Genomic DNA, 19,366 nt, shown 5'->3' with positions numbered 1-19,366 from the left:
CCAAGCACACAATGGTCCAACACCCGACTGAGGCAAGAAAAATGACGCACCCCTGCGCTATACCTTTGAGGACCTTGCGTTTATGGTGCGCGCAACTGGCCGATTGCACTTCAGTACCGCTGCGGTTAAACGGCATACGATTGCATACAAGACGGAGTGACAGATGTCTCAGACCCGCACCGAATCCGACAGCTTTGGCCCGCTGGAGGTTCCCGCCGACAAATACTGGGGCGCGCAGACGCAGCGTTCGATCATGAATTTCCCAATCGGCTGGGAAAAGCAGCCTGTGGCGATCGTGCGGGCTCTGGGCGTGATCAAGAAGGCCTGCGCGATCGAGAACAAGGCAATCGGCAAGCTGGACGCGCGGATTGCGGACGCGATTGTTGAGGCCGCCGGGGATGTGATCGACGGCAAACTGGACGATAATTTCCCTCTGGTCGTTTGGCAGACCGGGTCCGGAACCCAGTCGAATATGAATGCCAACGAGGTCATCGCAAACCGCGCCATCGAACTTCTGGGCGGTGTGATCGGTTCAAAGGATCCGGTGCATCCCAACGACCACTGCAACATGGGTCAGTCCTCGAACGACACATTCCCGACCGCGATGCACATCGCCACCGCGATGTCGGTGCGCGACGTTCTGCTGCCGGGGCTGGAGAAACTGGCGTCTGGGCTGGAGCAGAAAGCCCGGGAATTCGGTGACATCATCAAGATTGGCCGAACCCATACACAGGACGCAACGCCCCTGACGCTGGGGCAGGAGTTCGGCGGCTACGCCCATCAGATCCGTCAGGGCATCGCGCGGGTCGAGTCCGCCATGCCCGGCATCTACGAACTGGCACAGGGTGGCACCGCTGTCGGCACAGGTCTGAACACGCATGGCGGTTGGGATGAGGCCGTGGCGGCCAATATGGCCGAAATCACCGGCCTCCCCTTTGTCACCGCACCCAACAAATTCGAGGCTCTGGCCGCCCACGACGCGATGGTGTTCCTGTCCGGTGCGCTGGCGACGATTGCGGGGTCCTGTTACAAAATCGCCAACGATATCAGATTCCTGGGGTCCGGCCCGCGCTCGGGTCTGGGCGAACTGGTTCTGCCCGAAAACGAACCCGGATCGTCGATCATGCCCGGAAAGGTGAACCCGACGCAGGCCGAAGCCATTACCCAGGTGGCCGCCCATGTGATGGGCAATGATGCTGCGATCAAGTTCGCCGGGTCTCAGGGGCATTTCCAGCTGAATGTCTACAACCCGATGATGTCCTATAATCTGTTGCAATCGATCCAGCTGTTGGGAGATGCCGCCGACAGCTTTACCGAGCGTATGCTGATGGGCATTCAGGCCAATGAGCCGCGGATCGACAAGCTGATGAAGGAATCGCTCATGCTGGTGACCGCGCTGGCCCCCACTATCGGCTATGACAACGCGACCAAGGTGGCCAAGACCGCGCATAAGAACGGCACCACGCTCAAGGAAGAGGCTATTGCTCTGGGTTTTGTCGACGAAGAAACCTTTGATGCGGTTGTGCGTCCTGAACATATGATCGGTCCCAAAGACTGATGGCAAAGCCGGTCAACCTGAACCGGTATCGCAAGGACAAGGCGCGGGCCGAGAAAAAGGCCCGCGCGGATCAGAACGCAGTTCAGTTCGGTCGAACCAAGGCAGAACAACAGGCAACCAAGCTGAGCCAGACGAAACAGCGCCGCGATCTGGATGGGCACGAGATCGACAAATGAGTGGTCGGCCCGTCAAACGGTCCCTGACACTCAAGGGCCATCGCACCTCGGTATCGCTGGAGGATGAGTTCTGGGTAGCCTTCCGCGATATTGCAAAAGAAAAAGATATGCCAATCAACGTCCTAGCCGCCGAAATTGATGTTTCCCGCGACCCCGAAACCGGTCTGGCGTCGGCCATCCGGGTGTTTGTTCTGAAGTGGTATCGGAACGCAAAGTGACATCTTGCTAACCCGGTTCGTTACCGTGTAGGTTAAAAAGAACAAAAAGGGTACATTGATGAGCAAAACCGTTTCAGGCCCAGACGGGCACCCCCGGTGCGCATGGTGTCAGGCCGCACCTGAGTTCTTTGACTACCACGATAAGGAATGGGGCTACCCGGTCGCCGATGACCAGAGATTGTTCGAGAAACTGTGCCTTGAGAGCTTTCAGTCAGGGCTGAGCTGGCGGACAATTCTATCCAAGCGTGAAAACTTCCGCAAAGCCTTTGATGGGTTTAATTTCAACAAGATGGCGGCGTTTTCTCAGGGGGATGTCGAGCGTCTGCTGCAGGATGCGGGCATCATTCGTCATCGTGGCAAGATCGAAGCGGTGATCAACAACGCCCGTCGGGCGCAGGAGCTGATTGCGGATGAGGGATCGCTGGCGGCGTATGTCTGGCGCTATGAGGCCGAAACGCCTCCGGCCCCGCAGAGCGCCTCAACCTCGCTGGAATCGGTTGCGATGTCGAAAGACCTCAAGAAACGGGGCTGGAAATTTGTCGGTCCCACGACGGTTTTTGCCTTCATGCAGGCCATGGGGTTGGTCAACGACCACGCACCGGGATGCATCATGCGGGAAAAGGCGGCGCAACTGCGCCGCGATTTTGTAAAACCTGAATGATGTAAACGCCGTGCGACGCGATGTGGATCAGACAGACGCGCGAAAGATCTTGTCGATATTGCCACCCAGGGCCGCGTTGAACTCGGCTTCGGACTGTTGCTTGGACAGCCCTTCGGTCAAGGCCCGCGAGAACGAGGCGATCATTTTGGCATTCTGATCCAACAGGTCGCAGGCTTCTTCGGTCGAATACCCGCCCGACAGGGCCACAACGCGCAACACGCGCGGATGATCGGCGACGTCGTCATACAGGTTGGGCTGGCTTGGCAGGGTCAGCTTCAGCATGACCTCCTGCCCCTCGTCCAGTTGATCAAGGTTCTTCAGAAGCTCTGATCTCAGAATGCTTTCGGCTTCGGCCTTGGTTTCGGAATGGATATTTACCTCGGGTTCGACGATGGGAACCATGCCCGCATCCGTCACCTCGCGGGCCACGTCAAATTGTTGCGCAACGACAGCGGCAATGCCCTCTGCGTCGGCCTCGTGAATGACCGAGCGTTCCTTGGTCCCGAACACCCCATCGGCCTCGGACAATGTCTCGCCCAGTCCGGGAATCGGCTTCATCATCTGAACGCCGTTAGCCTGCTCCTCAAGCCCCTTGTCGATCTTGAGAAACGGCACAATGCCTTTGACGGACCAGAGGTAATCGGCGACTTTTTTGCCTTCGATTTCCTCGCCCAGCGTCCGTTCAAACAGGATGGCACCGATCACTTTGTCCTTGGTGAAATCATCCGCCAGAATGATCCGGGCGCGCATGTTCTGGATTTCGCCGAACATTTCCTCGTCCGACCCGTAATCCGACGCCTGCACACCATAGAGCGCCAGGGCTTTGGGAGTGGAGCCGCCGCTTTGATCCAGTGCTGCAATGAATCCGGCGCCGTTGGTCATCTGTTTGCGCTGTTCTGCTCTGGACATAATGCATTCCCATTCAATATTGATTCCGATTTCCTCACCCGCATACAGCACGGCGCGTGGGGATGGTAGATTGTTAGCGCTCAACCAGCCGCAACCATATGCCGTCTTTGGATCGGACCGTCAGATGGGCGACGGGAACCGGCGTTTTGCCTTGGATTGTTTCGAATTTGAAGTGACGCAGCAGCATCGACAGCAACAGCGGTCCTTCGACCATCGCGAACCCTGCCCCGGTGCAGACCCGCGGGCCTGCCGAAAACGGGATGTAGGCGTCGCGCTGGCAGGCCTTGCCGTTCTCAGTGGCCCAACGGGTTGGGTCAAACTCATCCGGCTTTTCCCACAGCCGGTCCTGCCGGTGCAGGTGCCATGGGCTGATCACGATCTGGGCGTCTTTTGGAATGTCACGCTCCCGAAACCGTTCCGGGCAAGCCGTTTGGCGCACCATCGCCGGCACCGGCGGATAAAGGCGCAACGCCTCGCGAAACACGTCGCGACTGATCCGCAACCGGGACATGTCGGCAAAAGTCGGGGTCTGCAGCATCTGCGCTTCGGCGGCCACTTTCTCCTGCCACTCCGGATACAGCGCCATCAGATACAGCGTCCACGCCAGCGCGGATGCACTGGTTTCGTGCCCGGCCAGAAAAAAGATCGCGACCTGGTCGATCATTTCATCCGCGTCGAAACACTGACCCGTTTCCGGATCGGGTGTTGTCATGATCTTGGTCGCCAGATCATCCGGCGCTTGGCCAGCCGCAATTGCAGCGGCCCGCTCGGCGGTCAGGCGCCCTATCAGATCCCGTATCTCACGCGCCGTTTTTCGCGTTTTTCGTGAGAAAAAGCGAGGCACCCAGCCTGGTAATGGGACAAAGGCCGCCAGATTCAGCAGCGGTTGCTCGCGCTGATAGGCTCGGAATTTCTCAAATACCTGTGCCGCGATTGCGTTCTCGATGGGCACCGAGAACAGGGTGCGAAAGATAACGTCAGCCGCGGCATGGGAAGTGATCTGTTCACATTCAACCTCTGTCCCGGCGCGCGCATGCAAGCGATCCACGCAGGCCTGTGCCGCCGACAGCATGGCCGGAAACGTGTCCTTCAACCGACCGCCTGCAAAGGCCGGGTCGATGATCCGCCGCTGGCGTTTCCAGGTTTGCCCGTTGGTCAAAAAAACCGAGTTGCCCAGCAAGGGCCGTAAACCCTCGCTGATCCGCGCCGATTTGGGAAAATCGCCAGGTCGTTTTTTCAGAACCGTATCAACCAGGTCCGGCTGATTGATCAGGTAAGACCGGAAGAACGGTGTCCGGAACTCGGCCATCCACGCGTGGTACAGGCGTTGCGGTTGCGCCGATAACAGGTCCTGCCGGAACAGCCTGAGATACCGCCAAAGCGAAACTCTGTCCGGGCGCGGGGTTGGTTTGGGTGGGATCATGCGTGGACCGAGCTGTATTTGGACACCGCATGTTCGATCCGGGTTTGCGACGGCGCGCGGTCCCGGAACCTCTGTCCCAGCGTCTGGGGGCCTGCCGTGATCCGGAAGTAATCGTAGGATCCCGGACGGTCAAAGGCGCACAGGTATTGGAAATGCAGCCTGAGGAACTGCCAGCGCAACTCGTCCCAGCGTTCAGGTGACAAGGTCTTGGTGAACGCGGCGGACAACACCAGCGGCCAGCGTTTGTTGGGCCCGGCAACGCCACTGACGGCAACCGGATCACACAGGGCAAAGGCACAGCCATCGCCCGGTGCCGAAACGTCCACCCAGGTCACACACTGCTGCGTTGACAGATACTGCAGGTCTGCCCGCAACTGGTGCGCCTCGGGCAGAAAAGAGACCATGGGAACGACCTGTCCCAGTGTCAGGAAGGACAGAACCGGCCCGTCATGCGGAACACGACCGGCCCGGATCAGATCGGCCAAGACAGACACTCCGAGATGCGCGCCCGAGCTGTGCCCGACCAGCAGAACTTCCTCTGCGTCCGTGTCCAGCGCAGTGGCGATCAGGTCCGTAAACGTGTCGAGCCGGGCCTGTAATTCGGCTGACGTTTCCCCCTTCAGCCGCGCTGAATAGGCGTAGTCGTGCATCAGGTAGTAAGCAAACAGACGATTGTCGATTCTGCGAAACCAGCGCAGCATCGCATACCCCACGGCCAGCCCCGGCAGAACGCCCCACCAGCCCGCAAAAGACCAGACCAGAACTGCAAGCCCCGTGGCGACGCCGATCGCCAAGGCCAATTGCAGCACAAGCATGCCCACAGGATACAAGGCGGCAATCACCGGGCCTTTGCGCAAGCGCATCAACCGGCGCAACGTGCCTGTGGACATGTAGGTCCACGCCGTTCGCGCCAGTTGCAGGTAAGTCGCGGGGATCGAGGCGGACATGCTGTCGCGCACGATGTCGGACCAGACCAGAACCTCGACGACCGCCTGCACATCTTCGCCGTCCTGACAGGAGCTGACGTGCCAGCCAAACGGTCCCTTGCCCGGTTTGGCAGAGATTGAGATGTCGTAGTCGGAGATGTCGGCCTGTTTGGCGGCCTCGCTCCGGTACAGTTCCCGGTACCGCCGCGGATGAATCGGGTCGTAGCCGGGGATATAGAACACCCGGCGTTTGCGCACCCGAGGCTGATTTGTCTGACTGCTCATCGTCTTACCTACTGCCGCGCAGGTTAACGCAGCATTGCGGCCAAGGTAAGATGGTTTGGCCGATCAGCCCAGAACGGCCAGTGCCGGGAAGGTTTCCAGCAACCACCAGCTGAATTCGGTGAAAAGCCCGGTGATGAGCATAATGCCGACGAACAGCAACAGACCACCCATCACCTTTTCGATCGTGCCCATATAGGGCTTGATCCGGTTCATCACGGTCATCGATCGGTTCAGGAACATGGCTGCGAGCAGGAACGGAATGCCCAGCCCGGCGGCATAGACGCCTAACAACAGCGTGCCGCGCGCCACCGATGCCTCGGAGGCGGCCAGCGACAGGATCGCGCCCAGTTGCGGGCCGATACAGGGCGTCCAGCCAAAGGCAAAGGCCAGACCCAGAATGTAGGCGCCAAACACCGAACCGCCGGAATCACCGGTTTCGACACGCGCTTCGCGATCCAGCAGCGGAATGCGGAAAACGTTCAGGAAATGCAGACCAAAGACGATAACCACCGCGCCGGAAATCTTGGCAAACAGCACCTGGTTCTGCAGCACAAACGCCCCAAAGGCCGAGGCGGTGAACCCAAGTAGCAGGAATACGGTCGACAGGCCCAATACAAAGAATAGCGCCGACAGGGTCGCCTTGCGCCGCGCGCGGGCCTCATCCTGCATCTCGTGGATCGTGACGCCACTCATATACGCCAGATAAGGCGGCACGATCGGCAGCACACAAGGCGACAGAAAGCTGATCAACCCGCCGATCATGGCGATGAACATGGCAGGCAACAGACCTGCGTCGATGATATCAATTCCGAACATAGATCAGCACATATGGTATGCGCGCGCCTTCGTCACGGGGCCAATCGGTCACATCCTCGTGGTTGCGCGCTGGACACCATGCCAAAGTGGAAATATCTGAGCCTTATGTCAAACCCGACCGAAACCCTGGACGCCTTGGGCCTGCTGTGCCCCTTGCCGGTCCTCAAGGCGCGCAAACGTCTGAAATCCATGCCTGCCGGGTCCGTTTTACGCGTTCTGGCCGACGATCCTGCGGCCATCATCGACGTGCCGCACTTTTGCGCCGAAAGCGGGCACCGCCTGTTGTCGCAGGAAGAGGTCGAAGGGCGCCAGATCTACCTGATCGAAAAATCGGCGTAGCCTCGCGCGATATGAAAAAAGGCGTGCCAATGACGCACGCCCAGCTCCCGGCAGAGGTTTGCCGCATTCCACACCCGACACCTCGTCCAACTTGAAATTTTGCTCAGGTTTTAGAGTGTCGGCGGCGAGTCCAGAACGTCCAGAAATTGTATACTGACGCTGCGAAAGTCAGCGCTGTCATGGCGAACAAAACTTCACCTGATTGCTCTAGAAGAACGATACCTGTCTCTGGATTGAAACATCTGCCCAACGCGTTGAAGCAGTCGCGCCATTTGAAATATTCTTCGTAATAGGCAATCCCGAACAGTATTGACGATCCAAACAACGAGACTGCTACGCAAAGCCTGATCAATGTTTACCTCACGGTCTCCTTTGCCGTCTTGAACCTGAGGCCCAGAAAGAAAAACCCGACCGATCCCTTGCAGACGCCAAGCCGCTCCTTAGCCGTCTGTGCGCCTGCCTGCGAGATCCCGCCCGCGTGAAACCGCTACAGACAAAACTTGCCCACATGAACAGCAACGCTCCTCTCTGACATTCGTGGCAGTTGGTTGAACGGTCGACACACAACCAAAAGGACGGAGTTAATCGGCAGCCTAAGGCGGGGTTTTACCCCGCCTTTTCCTGTTCGGCTGCGTTCACTGGCCCAGTGACCACCAGCCGCGTCGTTTGGGTTTCGGCGGTTCGCTGGGCTGTTCCGGCTCCTGTGCCACGACTTCCAGTACAGGCTCGGTGGGGGTTGGTTCCGCTTCGGGTTCGGGCGTCACCTCCGGCGCTGGTTCGGCGGCCTCAACAGTTTCTGCAGGCTCGGGCGTACCTGAGGGTTCAGGCGCCTCTTCCGCTGGTTCGGCGGCGACGTCAGGCTCAGGTTGCGTTGCCTCTTCTGCGATATCAGCGGCTGACTCCGTGACCTGTGGGTCCGCGTCCGTCGCAACCGCGTCAGCGTCTTTCTTCCTGCGACGCGGTGCGCGACGTTTCTTTGGCTTGGCTGGTTGCTCAGCTTCAGGTGCCTCATCGGCCGGCGCGTCTTCCGAAGGCTCTGCGGACGCAGCCTCACCCTCCTCGGCCGGTGTGTCCTCGGCATCCGTCGCCGCGTCCTGCGCATCGGCAGACCCGCCATTTTTCTTCCGCCGCCGCCGCCGGCGTTTCCGCTTGGGCTTTGCCTCTTCTTCAGACTGAACCGTGTCTTCGGTGTCGTCTTCTTCGTCGGCGATCTCAACCATATCCATCAGGGACGCGTCGACCGAAACGACCGGCGCGGTGGCCTCGGGCACGATCCGGCTGGCGGTCTTGAATTTCTCCATCGAGAAATCGGGGCTGACAAGATGCACGTCTCCCTCGATCCGCACCGACAGTCCATAGCGCGATTCGATCTGGGCGATATGCTCGCGCTTCTGATTCATCAGGAAATTGGCGATGCTGACGGGGCAGCGCACCAATACCTCGCGCGACCGGCGACGGGTGCCCTCCTCTTCGATCTGGCGCAGAATCGTCAGCGCCATGTTGTCGTCCGACCGGATGAGGCCCGTTCCATGACAAGCCGGGCACGGCTGGGTCGTCGCCTCGAGCATACCCGGGCGCAGACGCTGACGGCTCATCTCCATCAGACCAAAGCCCGAGATCCGACCCATCTGGATGCGGGCCCGGTCGGTCTTGAGCTTGTCTTTCATACGCTTTTCGACGGCCGAGTTGTTCTTGCGCTCGTCCATATCGATAAAGTCGATCACGATCAGACCGGCGAGGTCCCGCAGCCGCAACTGCCGCGCCACCTCTTCCGCCGCTTCAAGGTTGGTCTTGAGCGCAGTGTCCTCGATCGAGCCTTCCTTGGTGGCCCGGCCCGAGTTCACGTCAATGGCCACCAGCGCTTCGGTCACGCCGATCACGATGTACCCGCCGGATTTCAACTGAACCGTCGGGTTGAACATGCCGGCCAGATAGCTTTCCACCTGATAGCGGGCGAACAAAGGCAGCGCATCCTCGTACCGTTTCACGTTTTTCGCGTGGGACGGCATGATCATCTTCATAAAGTCCTTGGCGATACGGTACCCGCCTTCGCCTTCGACCAGAACTTCGTCGATATCGCGGTTATAGAGATCGCGGATCGACCGTTTGATCAGGTCTCCTTCTTCGTAGATTTTGGCGGGCGCGATGGATTGCAGGGTCAGTTCGCGAATCTGCTCCCACATTCGCTGCAGATACTCATAGTCGCGCTTGATCTCGGATTTGGTCCGTTTCGCGCCAGCGGTGCGGATGATCAGGCCCGCGCCGGTCGGCACGTCGATCTCCGCCGCGATTTCCTTGAGTTTTTTGCGATCCGGCGCGTTGGTGATCTTGCGGCTGATCCCGCCGCCTCGGGCTGTGTTCGGCATCAGAACGCAGTAACGACCGGCCAGCGACAGATAGGTCGTCAGCGCGGCACCCTTGTTGCCGCGTTCTTCCTTGACCACCTGCACCAGCAGGACCTGACGGACCTTGATGACTTCCTGGATCTTGTACCGGCGCGGGCGCGGTTTGCGCGGCGGACGGATGTCCTCGCTGTCATCCTCATCGGCAACCGATTCAATCGTATCGTCTTTTTCAGCCGCGTCCGAGCGTGCGTCGGCTTCCTCAGCCTCCGCTTTATCGTCTTCCGGCCGCTCTGTCTCAGCGGCGTTTTCCTGCGCCTCTGTTGCGTCGGATTCGGCCTCGGAGGCATCGGCGTCCTCGGCCGCAGCGGTCTGCTGATCTGTGGTATCGGTGTCCGGCGCGTCGGTGGTGTCCTCGCCGCCCTGATCTTCGGCGGCGGCCGTTGTCTCTTCTTCAGGTGCCTCAGCGGCGGCCTCTTCGGCCTCTTCAGCGGGCTCTTCGACAGGAGTGTCGGCCACCAGTTCCACCGGCGACGTGCCTTCCGGCACACCTCCATCTGCGACCTCGTTCCCGTCTTCGAGATCAATGGTCTCCATGCCGGTCGGTTCCGAGGTCACCTCGATCGACTCAATGGCGTCGTCGGATTTCACATCCGCAGCCTTGGTCCGCGACCGCGACCGGCGTTTCTTGGGCTTGGCCTCTTCGGCCTCATCGCGGGCGCGCATCGCCTCGGCATAGGCGCGCTCTTCCTCCATCAGCGCCTCACGGTCGGCGACGGGGATCTGGTAATAATCCGGATGAATTTCGGAAAACGCCAGAAACCCGTGCCGGTTCCCGCCGTAATCGACAAAGGCCGCCTGCAGCGACGGCTCGACCCGGGTTACTTTTGCGAGATAGATGTTGCCAGCAAGCTGGCGTTTGTTTTCGGATTCAAAGTCGAACTCCTCGACCTTGTTTCCGTCAACCACCACAACGCGGGTTTCCTCCGCGTGGGTGGCATCGATAAGCATTTTCTTAGCCATGTGTCCTTGGTGCACCGCGCCAAACGCGTTGTCCTGACCCGTCCGGGCGGACAGGCGCTTTTGGGGTGGTGTCTTGTCTGGGCGATATCGGACGGCGCTGGGCAGGGTCTGGCGCTGTGGCCCCCTGTCCGGTCAATCAAACGTTGCGCGCGCGTCATCGCGGTTCTTCTCCGACAGGCGCGACTGAGCGCCGCCTGCCCATTTATTCCTTTCACCCGGGCGTTCCGGGCTCAGGCATTCAACTGCCCCGTTCGGGGCACAATCGGTCTGCTGTACCGTGACGAACACATCATCACCTGCGGTACTGCAGCGAAACTCAAAGATTCGGGACTTAAGGGCACATAAAGCCCGGCCCGTTCGGACACAATAAAAGCAGTCCTGTGGAAAAGACAATGGTCAAACTGCACCGGTCCCCATTCCGGGCCACCGGGATCTCTTCATCTGGCTAAAAATACCTCGGGGGAGACGCGCAAAAGGCGCGGCGGGGGCAGAGCCCCCTTGAACCGTCACAAATAGTCCGACCGCTGCAGGCCGTATTTGGCCATTTTCTCGTTCAGCGTCCGGCGCGGCAGGCACAACTCGTCCATGACGGACGCGATCGAGCCCTTGTGGCGGCGCATCGTGTTGTCGATCAGCATCCGTTCAAACGCCTCGACATATTCCTTGAGCGGCTTGCCTTCGGTCGTCATCACCGGCTGCATTTCTTCGTGATCCGACATCAGCAGCGACGCGATGGTGCCGGATCCCCGCCGGGATTGCAGCACGGCACGTTCGGCGATGTTGATCAGCTGGCGCACATTGCCCGGCCAGGGCGCCTGCAGCAGTTGCGCGGCTTCCTGGGCGCTCACCTGCGGCGCCTCGCAGCCGTATTCCTCGGCAAACTGCTCGCTCAGGCGCGTGAACAGCGTCAGGATATCCTCGCCCCGCTGTCGCAGCGGCGGCATCGTGATGCGCAGAGCGGCCAGGCGGTAAAACAGGTCGGGGCGCAGAACGTCCTCGCTGGTCTTGCCCGCTTCCTGCAGATTGGAGATGGCGACAATCCGGGTTTCCGCCGGGGTCCCCTGCTCGTTCATCACGCTCAGCAGGCGTGCCTGCAACGTGTCGCTCAGCGCCTCGACATCTTCCAGCACCAGCGTTCCGCCGCGCGCTTCTTCGATCGCGGGCAACTGCGCGTCTTCCGGCATCATCGGTCCGAACAGGCGTTTCGACAGCGCCTCCTCTTCCAGCGCGGCACAGGACACCAGAACGAACTTTTTACCGGCCCTGCTGCCAACAGCGTGCAGCGCGTGGGCCACCAGCGTCTTGCCGGTGCCCGTCTCTCCGTCGATCAGCACATGGCCATCGGCCTGTCCCAGATCGAGGATATCTTCCCGCAACCGCTCCATCACCGGGCTGGCCCCGATCAGCTTGTTCATGATCTGGGTGCCGCCGGACAATTCGCGCCGCAGGGCGCGGTTGTCGAGGGTCAGGCGCCGTGCATTGCTGGCGCGTTTGGCCAGTTCCGACATCCGATCCGGGTTGAACGGTTTTTCCAGAAAATCAAACGCCCCGACCCGCATCGCCTCGACCGCCATGGGCACGTCGCCGTGGCCGGTGATCATGATCACCGGCAAGGTGCTGTCTGCGCCCATCAGCTTTTTCAGAAGCTGGATGCCATCCATGCCGGGCATCTTGATGTCCGAGATTACAATCCCCGGATAATCCGGCCCCAGAACCTTCAACGCATCTTCTGCGCTGCCAAAGGTTTCGGTATCGTATCCGGACAGTGCCAGCCATTGACTGATCGACTGGCGCATGTCCTGTTCGTCGTCCACGATGGCGATTTTCATGGCTTGTGCCATAGTACTTCCTCGTTATTCAGCGGCCTCAAGGCCGTCGCTTCCCAGTATCGGCAGTTGCATCTCGAACACCGCGCCGCCGTGTTGGGCGTTGCGCGCGGTCAGCCGTCCGCCATGGTCGTTCACGATCCCGGACGAGATGGCAAGCCCCAGCCCGACCCCGTCGCCGGGCTGCTTGGTGGTGTAGAACGGCTCGAACAGGTTCTCGATGTCTTCAATTCCATGCCCGTTGTCGCGCACCGTCAACACGGCCGTGTCACCCGCTGCCAGTATGATTTCAACATCCGGCTCAGCAACAGACTTGGTGGCGTCCAGCGCATTACGCAAGAGGTTGACCATCACCTGCTCGATCCGCATCCGGTCCCCCATTACCATTACCGGCTGTTCCGGCAGGATCTGCGTGATCTTGACATGACGCTGACGCAATTGCGGCTCCATCATCGCCAGAGCCGAGGCCAGCGCTTCGCCAAGATTTACTGGCGAAAACGCGTCTGCACCCTTGCGGGCATAAGACTTGAGCTGCCGCGTGATCGCGCCCATCCGCTCGATCAGACCGTCGATGCGGCCAAAGCTGGCCAAGGCCTCTTCGGGCCGGTTTCGGCGCAGCAAAAGCCGCGCGCCGGCCAGATAGGTCTTCATTGCAGCCAGCGGTTGATTGAGTTCGTGACTGACGGCGGCGGACATCTCGCCCAAAGCCGCGAGTTTCGAGCTTTGCGCAAGGGTTTGCTCGGCCAAATCCAGCGTCTTTTCAACTCGTTCCCGCTCAGCAATTTCCCGCTGTAGCCTGGAGTTCAATGCGCGAAGCTCTGCCGACTCACGCTGGAACAAGGTCATCCGCAGGGTCGCCCGGCGGCTGAGGGCGTAGAAGGCCAGCGCCAGAAGAATCGCAAATCCCATGATTTCCAGCGCCAGCACGCTGTTCACCCGTTCCCGGATCGACGCATATGTGGTGAAGGACGTCATCTGCCAGCCCCGGAACGGAATCCGCGTTTCCATCCGCATCACGGCCTCACCCTGCAGATAGGCGTCCGGCGGCAGCGCCGTCCAATCGGTGGTGGCCCGGATGGCGCGCTGAATCGCGCTTTGCGGCGGCTGGCGCAGCATCGCCTCGTTTTCATCCACGCCGCGCCATTGCGGTTCAGTCGACAAGATGATGGTTCCGGTGCTGTCCACGACCATCACCGCATCCGAAATCCCGGCCCAGGCCCGTTCAAACTTCTGCAGATCCACTTCGACAACGATAACGCCCAGGATGCCCGATCCCGTGTCGATGCGGCGGGAATAGACAAAGCTGTACCCACCGGATTCCCTTGGGATGACGGAAAAGATCGTTGAATTCGACCGGACGGCATCCACGAAGTAAGGCGAATTCCGGTGCGCCTCGCCCAGCCTGTTGCGGTCGGTGGCGGCAACAGACCGCCCGTCCCGGTCCAGCAGCATCAGCGACGCCGCGCCGATTTCTTCGACAAAGGATATCAACCGCTGCGTGGACAGCGAGTAATCGCTGGACCGCAACGCCGCGATCAGCGTTGGATCGCGCGCCAGCAATTGTGGGACGATTGCATTGCGGCGCAACTCGCTCAGCAGGTTTCCGGAATACAACGCCAGGCGTAACTCGGCCCGATTGCGGGTGGATTCGGTAAATCGGTCCGTCAGCAGACGATTGGTTGTCCAGACGGTCACGACCGTTGCAATCAGCAGGAGGATCACAGCCAAACGCAGACGCCATCCCAATGGTGCGCCACGAAACGGTGTTGTCAGCTTGGACCAGCCTGAGCGAACGTCGGAACTCATTTCCAGAAGTTACGCCTGCGGGGCCTCGACCTCAAGTCACGCGGGCGTCAGAACCCCGGATAATGCGCGGAACAGTGCCACCCCGTCGGTCCCGCCATGCCCTTCGTCGGCGGCCCGCTCCGGATGAGGCATCATCCCGAGAACCCGGCGGTTTTCGGACAGGATACCGGCGATGTCCCCGACCGAGCCGTTTGGATTCTCGGTATAGGTGAACGCGATCCGGTCCTGATCCTGCAGCGTCGACAATGTTTCGTCATCCGCAAAATAGTTTCCGTCATGATGGGCAATCGGTATTCCGATCACATCTCCTGCATTGTAACCCTCGGTAAATGCGCTGTTGCTGGTCTCAACCTTCAAACCAACCGTCCGGCAGATGTATTTGAGACCGGCATTGCGCAGCAGCGCGCCGGGAAGAACCCCGGTTTCGGTCAAAATCTGGAAGCCGTTGCAGACGCCCAGAGCATAACCGCCGCGCTCGGTATGTTCGACGACGGCCTTGCAGATCGGCGATTGGGCAGCGATCGCGCCGCAACGCAGGTAGTCACCGTATGAGAACCCGCCCGGTACCCCGACGATATCCACGCCGCGCGGCAACGCTGCGTCCTTGTGCCAGACCATGTCCACCTCAAATCCGGCCTGCTCAAAGGCGACGGCAAGGTCGCGGTCACAATTGGAACCGGGAAAGACGATGACGGCTGCGCGCATGGCGGACCCTCCTAGGTCAGATCTGGTGTATTCCTCAGACCAGTTCGATTTCGTAACGTTCGATGACCGTGTTGGCCAACAGCTTTTCGCACATTTCGGTCACGTCCGCTTCGGTCGCGCCCTCGGCCAGCTCCAGGTCGATGACCTTGCCCTGCCGCACACCTTCGACCTTGTCGAAGCCCATGGCGCCCAACGCGTGCCGGACCGCCTCGCCCTGCGGGTCCAGCACCCCGTTTTTGAGCATCACATGTACCCGTGCCTTCATCTTGGAAACTCCACCTGCGGGCCTGCATCGGACCCATTGCGTTGCGCGGGGGATACCGCGCCTGAATTGATTGGACAACCCTTCTTGAGGCCGGTTCAGCCCCCGCCGCCAGACACCAGACCGGGATAGTGCGTATCGATGGCATTGAACGTTCCGGTCAGAACCATTTCCACGGCAACGGCCACCAGCAATATCGCCATGATCCGGGTCAGGACGTTGATCATGGTCTCGCCCAGAAACCGAGAGATCTGGTCGGCAAAGAATAGGCCGACCCCCACGATGGCGCACGCAATCAGAACCGCCGATCCCAACGTCACAATTTCAGCCCCGTCCGAAAGCTGATGAGAAAAGACGATTGTAATGGCAATGGTTCCGGGACCGATGGTCAGCGGAATCGCCAGGGGCACAACCGCAAAGTTGAGCTTGCGCTCGTGTCCGTCCGCAACAGCCGCCTGATCGCCGGGTGGGCGATCCTCGGCGTTCAGCATTGCCATTCCAATACCAAAAATGATGATCCCCCCGGCAATCCGGAACGACGGAACGTCGATACCGAAGATGGCCAGAATTTCCTCTCCGATGACAACAGCGATCAGGGCGATGACCGTGACCGATGTCATGACGATCATTGCGACGCGCCGCCGTTCGGGCTTTGTGCAGCCCCTGGTCATGCCCAGAAAGATCGGAATGTTATAGAGCGGATTGAAGATCGCCAGAATGGCCGCCATGAATTTCAGGAAAACTGCCTGATCAAACAACTCGGCCATGACGTGTATCACCTTGATAGCAAACCGGATTGAGCGATGATCGCCTGCCTGTTTTAGATCACAGTTCTGTCCGGCCGCGCAAACTTAAAAACGCCGCCCCTTGCGAGACGGCGTTTTGATCCAAGTTGTTCCCATCCGCAGATCAGTTGATAAGCGTCGGCTTGGTTACATTGGTTTTGGGCAGAACACCCAGTCGGCGCGCCACTTCCGAGTAGGCGTCGGCCAGATTGCCCAGATCCCGGCGGAACACGTCCTTGTCCAGTTTCTGCCCGGTCTCGATATCCCAAAGGCGGCAGCTGTCCGGGCTGATTTCATCCGCGACGATCAGGCGCTGAAAATCGCCTTCGAACACGCGACCGATTTCGATTTTGAAATCGATCAGACGAATGCCCACAGCCAACATGACACCGCTCATGAAATCATTCACCCGCAGCGCAAGACTGAGGATATCGTCCATGTCCTGCTGGCTGGCCCAGCCAAAGGCGGCGATATGTTCTTCCGAAACCAGAGGATCACCCAGCGCGTCATCCTTGTAGCAATATTCGATGATCGGACGAGGCAGCTGTGTCCCCTCGGCGATGCCCAACCGCTTGGACAGCGTTCCGGCGGCATAGTTGCGTACGATGATTTCCAGCGGAATGATCTCGCAATTGCGCACCAGCTGTTCGCGCATGTTCAAACGCCGAATAAAATGGGTCGGAACGCCGATCTGGTTGAGCCCAGTCATGAAAAACTCGCTCAGGCGATTGTTCAGCACGCCCTTGCCGTCGATCACATCCTTCTTTTCCGCATTGAATGCGGTGGCGTCATCCTTGAAATACTGCACGATGGTGCCCGGTTCCGGGCCTTCGTACAGAATCTTGGCCTTGCCTTCGTAGATTTTCTTGCGACGCGCCATAAGCGACCTTTCCACAGTACTGCGAAGGATTGAGTCCCCTCACGTTGGCGTCCTCATAGTCCAAGCCCCCCTTTCCCGCAAGTTCATGCAGCCGGGAGGGTTTGACGCAGCGCAAATGCCTTGCACCCGGCCTCCGCTATGGTCATATCATCAGGAAAGAACTTGTTACTCCAAGGGGTCCCAACACGATGACCACATTCGACGAACGCGAAAGCGCTTTTGAGGCCAAATTCGCCCATGATGAAGAGATGCAGTTCAAGGCGCAGGCCCGCCGAAACAAGCTGCTGGGCCTGTGGGCCGCCGAGAAACTGGGCAAGACCGGCGCGGACGCGGAAGACTATGCCAAAACCGTCGTTATTGCTGATTTCGAAGAAGCCGGGCATGAGGATGTCGTGCGCAAGGTTTCCGGGGATTTGGGCAATCTGTCCACGGATGACGAGATCCGCGCCAAGATGGCCGAGCTGATGCCCGAAGCCAAAGCTCAGGTTCTGAGCGAGACTGACTAACTCACTGCTGCATACCTCATGATCTTCATGAGTTTTATGAAATTGAATTGGCGCCCTGGTCATGAGACACGGGGCGTCTCTATTTTGAACGGCGTTTTGCGCCTATTTTCGGATTATCCCAATGACAAATGCGCTGAGCAAACTTCTGGGCACCGCAGACGCCATTCTGGCGGACGGCGCGACGGGAACCAACCTGTTCAACATGGGCCTGCAATCGGGCGACGCACCCGAGTTGTGGAATGTGGACGCCCCCGACAAAATCCGCGCGCTTTACAGTGGTTCGGTGGACGCGGGCAGCGATCTGTTTCTTACCAACACATTCGGTGGCACGGCGGCGCGGCTGAAGCTGCACGACGCGCAGAACCGCGTGGGCGAATTGAACCGGATCGGCGCTGAGCTTGGCCGCGAGGTTGCGGACAAGGCCGGACGTCCCGTGGTTGTGGCCGGTTCAGTGGGGCCAACGGGCGAGATCATGGAGCCGGTCGGCAGCCTGTCGCATTCCGAGGCCGTCGAGATGTTTCATGAACAGGCCGAGGCCCTCAAGGAAGGCGGGGCCGACGTTCTTTGGGTGGAAACCATCAGCGCGCCGGAAGAGTTTCGCGCCGCCGCCGAGGCGTTTGCACTGGCGGATATGCCTTGGTGCGGCACGATGAGCTTTGACACCGCCGGGCGCACCATGATGGGCGTGACCTCGGCGGACTTGGTGCTGCTGGTTGAAACCCTGCCCAATCCGCCGATTGCCTTCGGTGCAAACTGCGGCACCGGCGCGTCGGACATCCTGCGCACGGTTCTGGGATTTGCCGCGCAAGGCACGGAACGGCCTTTGATTTCCAAAGGTAACGCGGGCATTCCGAAATATGTGGATGGCCATATTCACTATGACGGCACACCGGATCTGATGGCACAATACGCGGTCATGGCCCGGGATGCGGGTGCCACGATCGTTGGCGGATGCTGCGGCACGATGCCGGCACATCTGGAGAAAATGCGCGCCGCGCTCGACAGCACGCCACGGGCGGACCGTCCCACGCTGGATCAGATCACGGATGCGCTGGGGCCGTTTTCCTCGGCATCGGATGGCACAGGCGACAATGCCGCGCCGGAACGGCGCACACGTCGCCGCCGCCGCGCCTGAACCCGATCAGCGTCCTTCGAAATTCGGAGGGCGTTTTTCCAGAAACGCTACGACGCCTTCCGCAAAGTCACGCGACCGGCCGCATTCCCCTTGCAGGTGCGCCTCGGCTGCCAGTTGTTGCGGCAGCGTCTTTTCATAGGTGCCACGGATGGCCTGCTTGATGGCGCCAAAGGCAGCAGTTGGCCCCTTGGCCAGATACTCAGCCCGTTTGCGCCACTGCGCCTCAAAGGCATCGTCGGCCACGGCTTCCCAGATCAGGCCCCAATCGTCCGCCTGCCGGGCGCTGATCTTGTCGGCAAACAGGGCCGCCCCCATCGCCTTGGCAAACCCCATCTGGCGCGGCATGAACCACGTGCCACCAGCGTCGGGCACCAGCCCGATCCGGGCAAAGGCCTGCAGGAAATAGGCGCTTTCGGTCGCAATCACGATATCTGCGCACAGCGCAAGATTGGCCCCTGCCCCGGCTGCGGGTCCGTTGACGGCGGCAATGGTCGGAACCGGGCTGTCATGGATAGTCTCGAGCATGGGTTCGTATTCGTCTCGCAACGACCGCTCCAGGTCGATCTTGCCGGTGCTGGACGCATCCCCCAGATCCTGACCCGAGCAAAAGGCCGGACCGGACCCGGTCAACACAATGCAGCGCGCGTTGCGGGCGGCGTGTTTCATCGCATGGGTGATCTCGGCGCGCATCTGCGTGGTCAGCGCGTTCATCTTGTCCGGGCGGTTCAACGTCAGTACCGCCAGATCATCCGCAATATCCAACAGGACCGTTTCGTATTCCATGA

At 59.9% G+C, this 19,366-nt stretch carries 20 protein-coding genes; 8 read left to right on the top strand and 12 right to left on the bottom strand.

Annotation, left to right across the window (positions count from 1 at the left end; translation table 11 throughout):
* The first annotated feature begins 163 nt into the window (after positions 1 to 163).
* The 4 genes from fumC to ACR3E0_RS10865 are packed head-to-tail and all read left to right on the top strand — an operon-like array spanning position 164 to position 2,613.
* Positions 164 to 1,558, top strand: a complete 1,395-nt coding sequence (fumC, locus tag ACR3E0_RS10880; protein ID WP_480478788.1) for a class II fumarate hydratase — start codon at positions 164 to 166, stop codon at positions 1,556 to 1,558.
* Positions 1,558 to 1,734: a DUF4169 family protein gene (locus ACR3E0_RS10875; protein WP_480478787.1), complete on the top strand. Its 177-nt coding sequence runs from the start codon at positions 1,558 to 1,560 to the stop codon at positions 1,732 to 1,734. Before fumC ends, ACR3E0_RS10875 begins: the two co-directional genes overlap by 1 nt.
* On the top strand, positions 1,731 to 1,952 hold the full coding sequence (locus ACR3E0_RS10870) for a ribbon-helix-helix domain-containing protein (protein ID WP_480478786.1): 222 nt from the start codon (positions 1,731 to 1,733) through the stop codon (positions 1,950 to 1,952). Before ACR3E0_RS10875 ends, ACR3E0_RS10870 begins: the two co-directional genes overlap by 4 nt.
* 58 nt (positions 1,953 to 2,010) lie before the next feature.
* The gene (locus ACR3E0_RS10865) at positions 2,011 to 2,613 is read left to right on the top strand and encodes a DNA-3-methyladenine glycosylase I (RefSeq protein ID WP_480478785.1); all 603 of its coding nucleotides are present in this window, start codon (positions 2,011 to 2,013) and stop codon (positions 2,611 to 2,613) included.
* A 27-nt stretch (positions 2,614 to 2,640) separates the two neighbouring features.
* On the opposite strand, the gene ACR3E0_RS10860 is transcribed toward ACR3E0_RS10865, so the two are convergent.
* The 4 genes from ACR3E0_RS10860 to ACR3E0_RS10845 form a co-directional block, all read right to left on the bottom strand.
* Positions 2,641 to 3,522 (bottom strand): fructose bisphosphate aldolase, encoded by an 882-nt coding sequence (locus ACR3E0_RS10860; protein ID WP_480478784.1) that lies wholly within the window; start codon positions 3,520 to 3,522, stop codon positions 2,641 to 2,643.
* Positions 3,523 to 3,595: 73 nt separating this feature from the next.
* Positions 3,596 to 4,945 (bottom strand): cytochrome P450, encoded by a 1,350-nt coding sequence (locus tag ACR3E0_RS10855; protein ID WP_480478783.1) that lies wholly within the window; start codon positions 4,943 to 4,945, stop codon positions 3,596 to 3,598.
* Positions 4,942 to 6,156: a hypothetical protein gene (locus ACR3E0_RS10850; protein WP_480478782.1), complete on the bottom strand. Its 1,215-nt coding sequence runs from the start codon at positions 6,154 to 6,156 to the stop codon at positions 4,942 to 4,944. Before ACR3E0_RS10850 ends, ACR3E0_RS10855 begins: the two co-directional genes overlap by 4 nt.
* A 63-nt stretch (positions 6,157 to 6,219) precedes the next feature.
* Complete coding sequence (locus ACR3E0_RS10845) at positions 6,220 to 6,972, bottom strand: cytochrome c biogenesis CcdA family protein (protein ID WP_480478781.1); 753 nt, start codon at positions 6,970 to 6,972, stop codon at positions 6,220 to 6,222.
* A gap of 105 nt (positions 6,973 to 7,077) precedes the next feature.
* Between ACR3E0_RS10845 and ACR3E0_RS10840 the strand changes: the two genes are divergently transcribed.
* Complete coding sequence (locus tag ACR3E0_RS10840) at positions 7,078 to 7,311, top strand: sulfurtransferase TusA family protein (RefSeq protein WP_480481019.1); 234 nt, start codon at positions 7,078 to 7,080, stop codon at positions 7,309 to 7,311.
* Between the two features lie 635 nt (positions 7,312 to 7,946).
* Here ACR3E0_RS10840 and ACR3E0_RS10835 read toward each other — a convergent pair.
* On the bottom strand, positions 7,947 to 10,676 hold the full coding sequence (locus ACR3E0_RS10835) for an Rne/Rng family ribonuclease (RefSeq protein ID WP_480478780.1): 2,730 nt from the start codon (positions 10,674 to 10,676) through the stop codon (positions 7,947 to 7,949).
* Here ACR3E0_RS10835 and ACR3E0_RS10830 point away from each other — a divergent pair.
* Entirely contained in the window at positions 10,644 to 11,021 is a 378-nt protein-coding gene (locus ACR3E0_RS10830; RefSeq protein ID WP_480481106.1) for a hypothetical protein, read from the top strand. The two genes, ACR3E0_RS10835 and ACR3E0_RS10830, sit on opposite strands and share 33 nt — an antisense overlap.
* A gap of 161 nt (positions 11,022 to 11,182) precedes the next feature.
* Here ACR3E0_RS10830 and ACR3E0_RS10825 read toward each other — a convergent pair whose 3' ends face one another.
* From ACR3E0_RS10825 to purC, 6 genes are all read right to left on the bottom strand, one after another.
* The gene (locus ACR3E0_RS10825; RefSeq protein ID WP_480478779.1) at positions 11,183 to 12,517 is read right to left on the bottom strand and encodes a sigma-54-dependent transcriptional regulator; all 1,335 of its coding nucleotides are present in this window, start codon (positions 12,515 to 12,517) and stop codon (positions 11,183 to 11,185) included.
* Positions 12,518 to 12,529: 12 nt separating this feature from the next.
* A complete protein-coding gene (locus ACR3E0_RS10820; RefSeq protein ID WP_480478778.1) occupies positions 12,530 to 14,308 on the bottom strand; it encodes a sensor histidine kinase in 1,779 nt (592 codons plus the stop codon).
* Positions 14,309 to 14,344: 36 nt separating this feature from the next.
* Positions 14,345 to 15,013: a phosphoribosylformylglycinamidine synthase subunit PurQ gene (gene purQ, locus ACR3E0_RS10815; protein WP_480478777.1), complete on the bottom strand. Its 669-nt coding sequence runs from the start codon at positions 15,011 to 15,013 to the stop codon at positions 14,345 to 14,347.
* Between the two features lie 34 nt (positions 15,014 to 15,047).
* Positions 15,048 to 15,278 carry a phosphoribosylformylglycinamidine synthase subunit PurS gene (purS, locus tag ACR3E0_RS10810; protein ID WP_170430345.1) on the bottom strand — a complete coding sequence of 77 codons (231 nt, stop codon included), beginning with the start codon at positions 15,276 to 15,278 and terminating at the stop codon, positions 15,048 to 15,050.
* A 95-nt stretch (positions 15,279 to 15,373) separates the two neighbouring features.
* Complete coding sequence (locus ACR3E0_RS10805) at positions 15,374 to 16,042, bottom strand: MarC family protein (RefSeq protein WP_480478776.1); 669 nt, start codon at positions 16,040 to 16,042, stop codon at positions 15,374 to 15,376.
* Between the two features lie 142 nt (positions 16,043 to 16,184).
* Positions 16,185 to 16,940, bottom strand: a complete 756-nt coding sequence (gene purC, locus ACR3E0_RS10800) for a phosphoribosylaminoimidazolesuccinocarboxamide synthase (protein ID WP_480478775.1) — start codon at positions 16,938 to 16,940, stop codon at positions 16,185 to 16,187.
* Between the two features lie 188 nt (positions 16,941 to 17,128).
* Here purC and ACR3E0_RS10795 point away from each other — a divergent pair, with 188 nt between their 5' ends.
* Together ACR3E0_RS10795 and bmt are read left to right on the top strand one after the other, a co-directional pair.
* Positions 17,129 to 17,446 (top strand): DUF1476 domain-containing protein, encoded by a 318-nt coding sequence (locus ACR3E0_RS10795; protein ID WP_480478774.1) that lies wholly within the window; start codon positions 17,129 to 17,131, stop codon positions 17,444 to 17,446.
* Positions 17,447 to 17,567: 121 nt separating this feature from the next.
* The gene (gene bmt / locus ACR3E0_RS10790; RefSeq protein ID WP_480478773.1) at positions 17,568 to 18,581 is read left to right on the top strand and encodes a betaine--homocysteine S-methyltransferase; all 1,014 of its coding nucleotides are present in this window, start codon (positions 17,568 to 17,570) and stop codon (positions 18,579 to 18,581) included.
* 6 nt (positions 18,582 to 18,587) lie between these two features.
* Here the strand turns inward: bmt and ACR3E0_RS10785 are convergent, their stop codons facing one another.
* Complete coding sequence (locus tag ACR3E0_RS10785) at positions 18,588 to 19,364, bottom strand: enoyl-CoA hydratase-related protein (RefSeq protein ID WP_480478772.1); 777 nt, start codon at positions 19,362 to 19,364, stop codon at positions 18,588 to 18,590.
* Positions 19,365 to 19,366 lie beyond the last annotated feature (2 nt).

Source organism: Ruegeria sp. AJ12, from assembly GCF_056536245.1.
The sequence above is the reverse complement of the archived record's forward strand: the minus strand, read 5'-3'. Positions and strand labels throughout refer to the sequence as shown.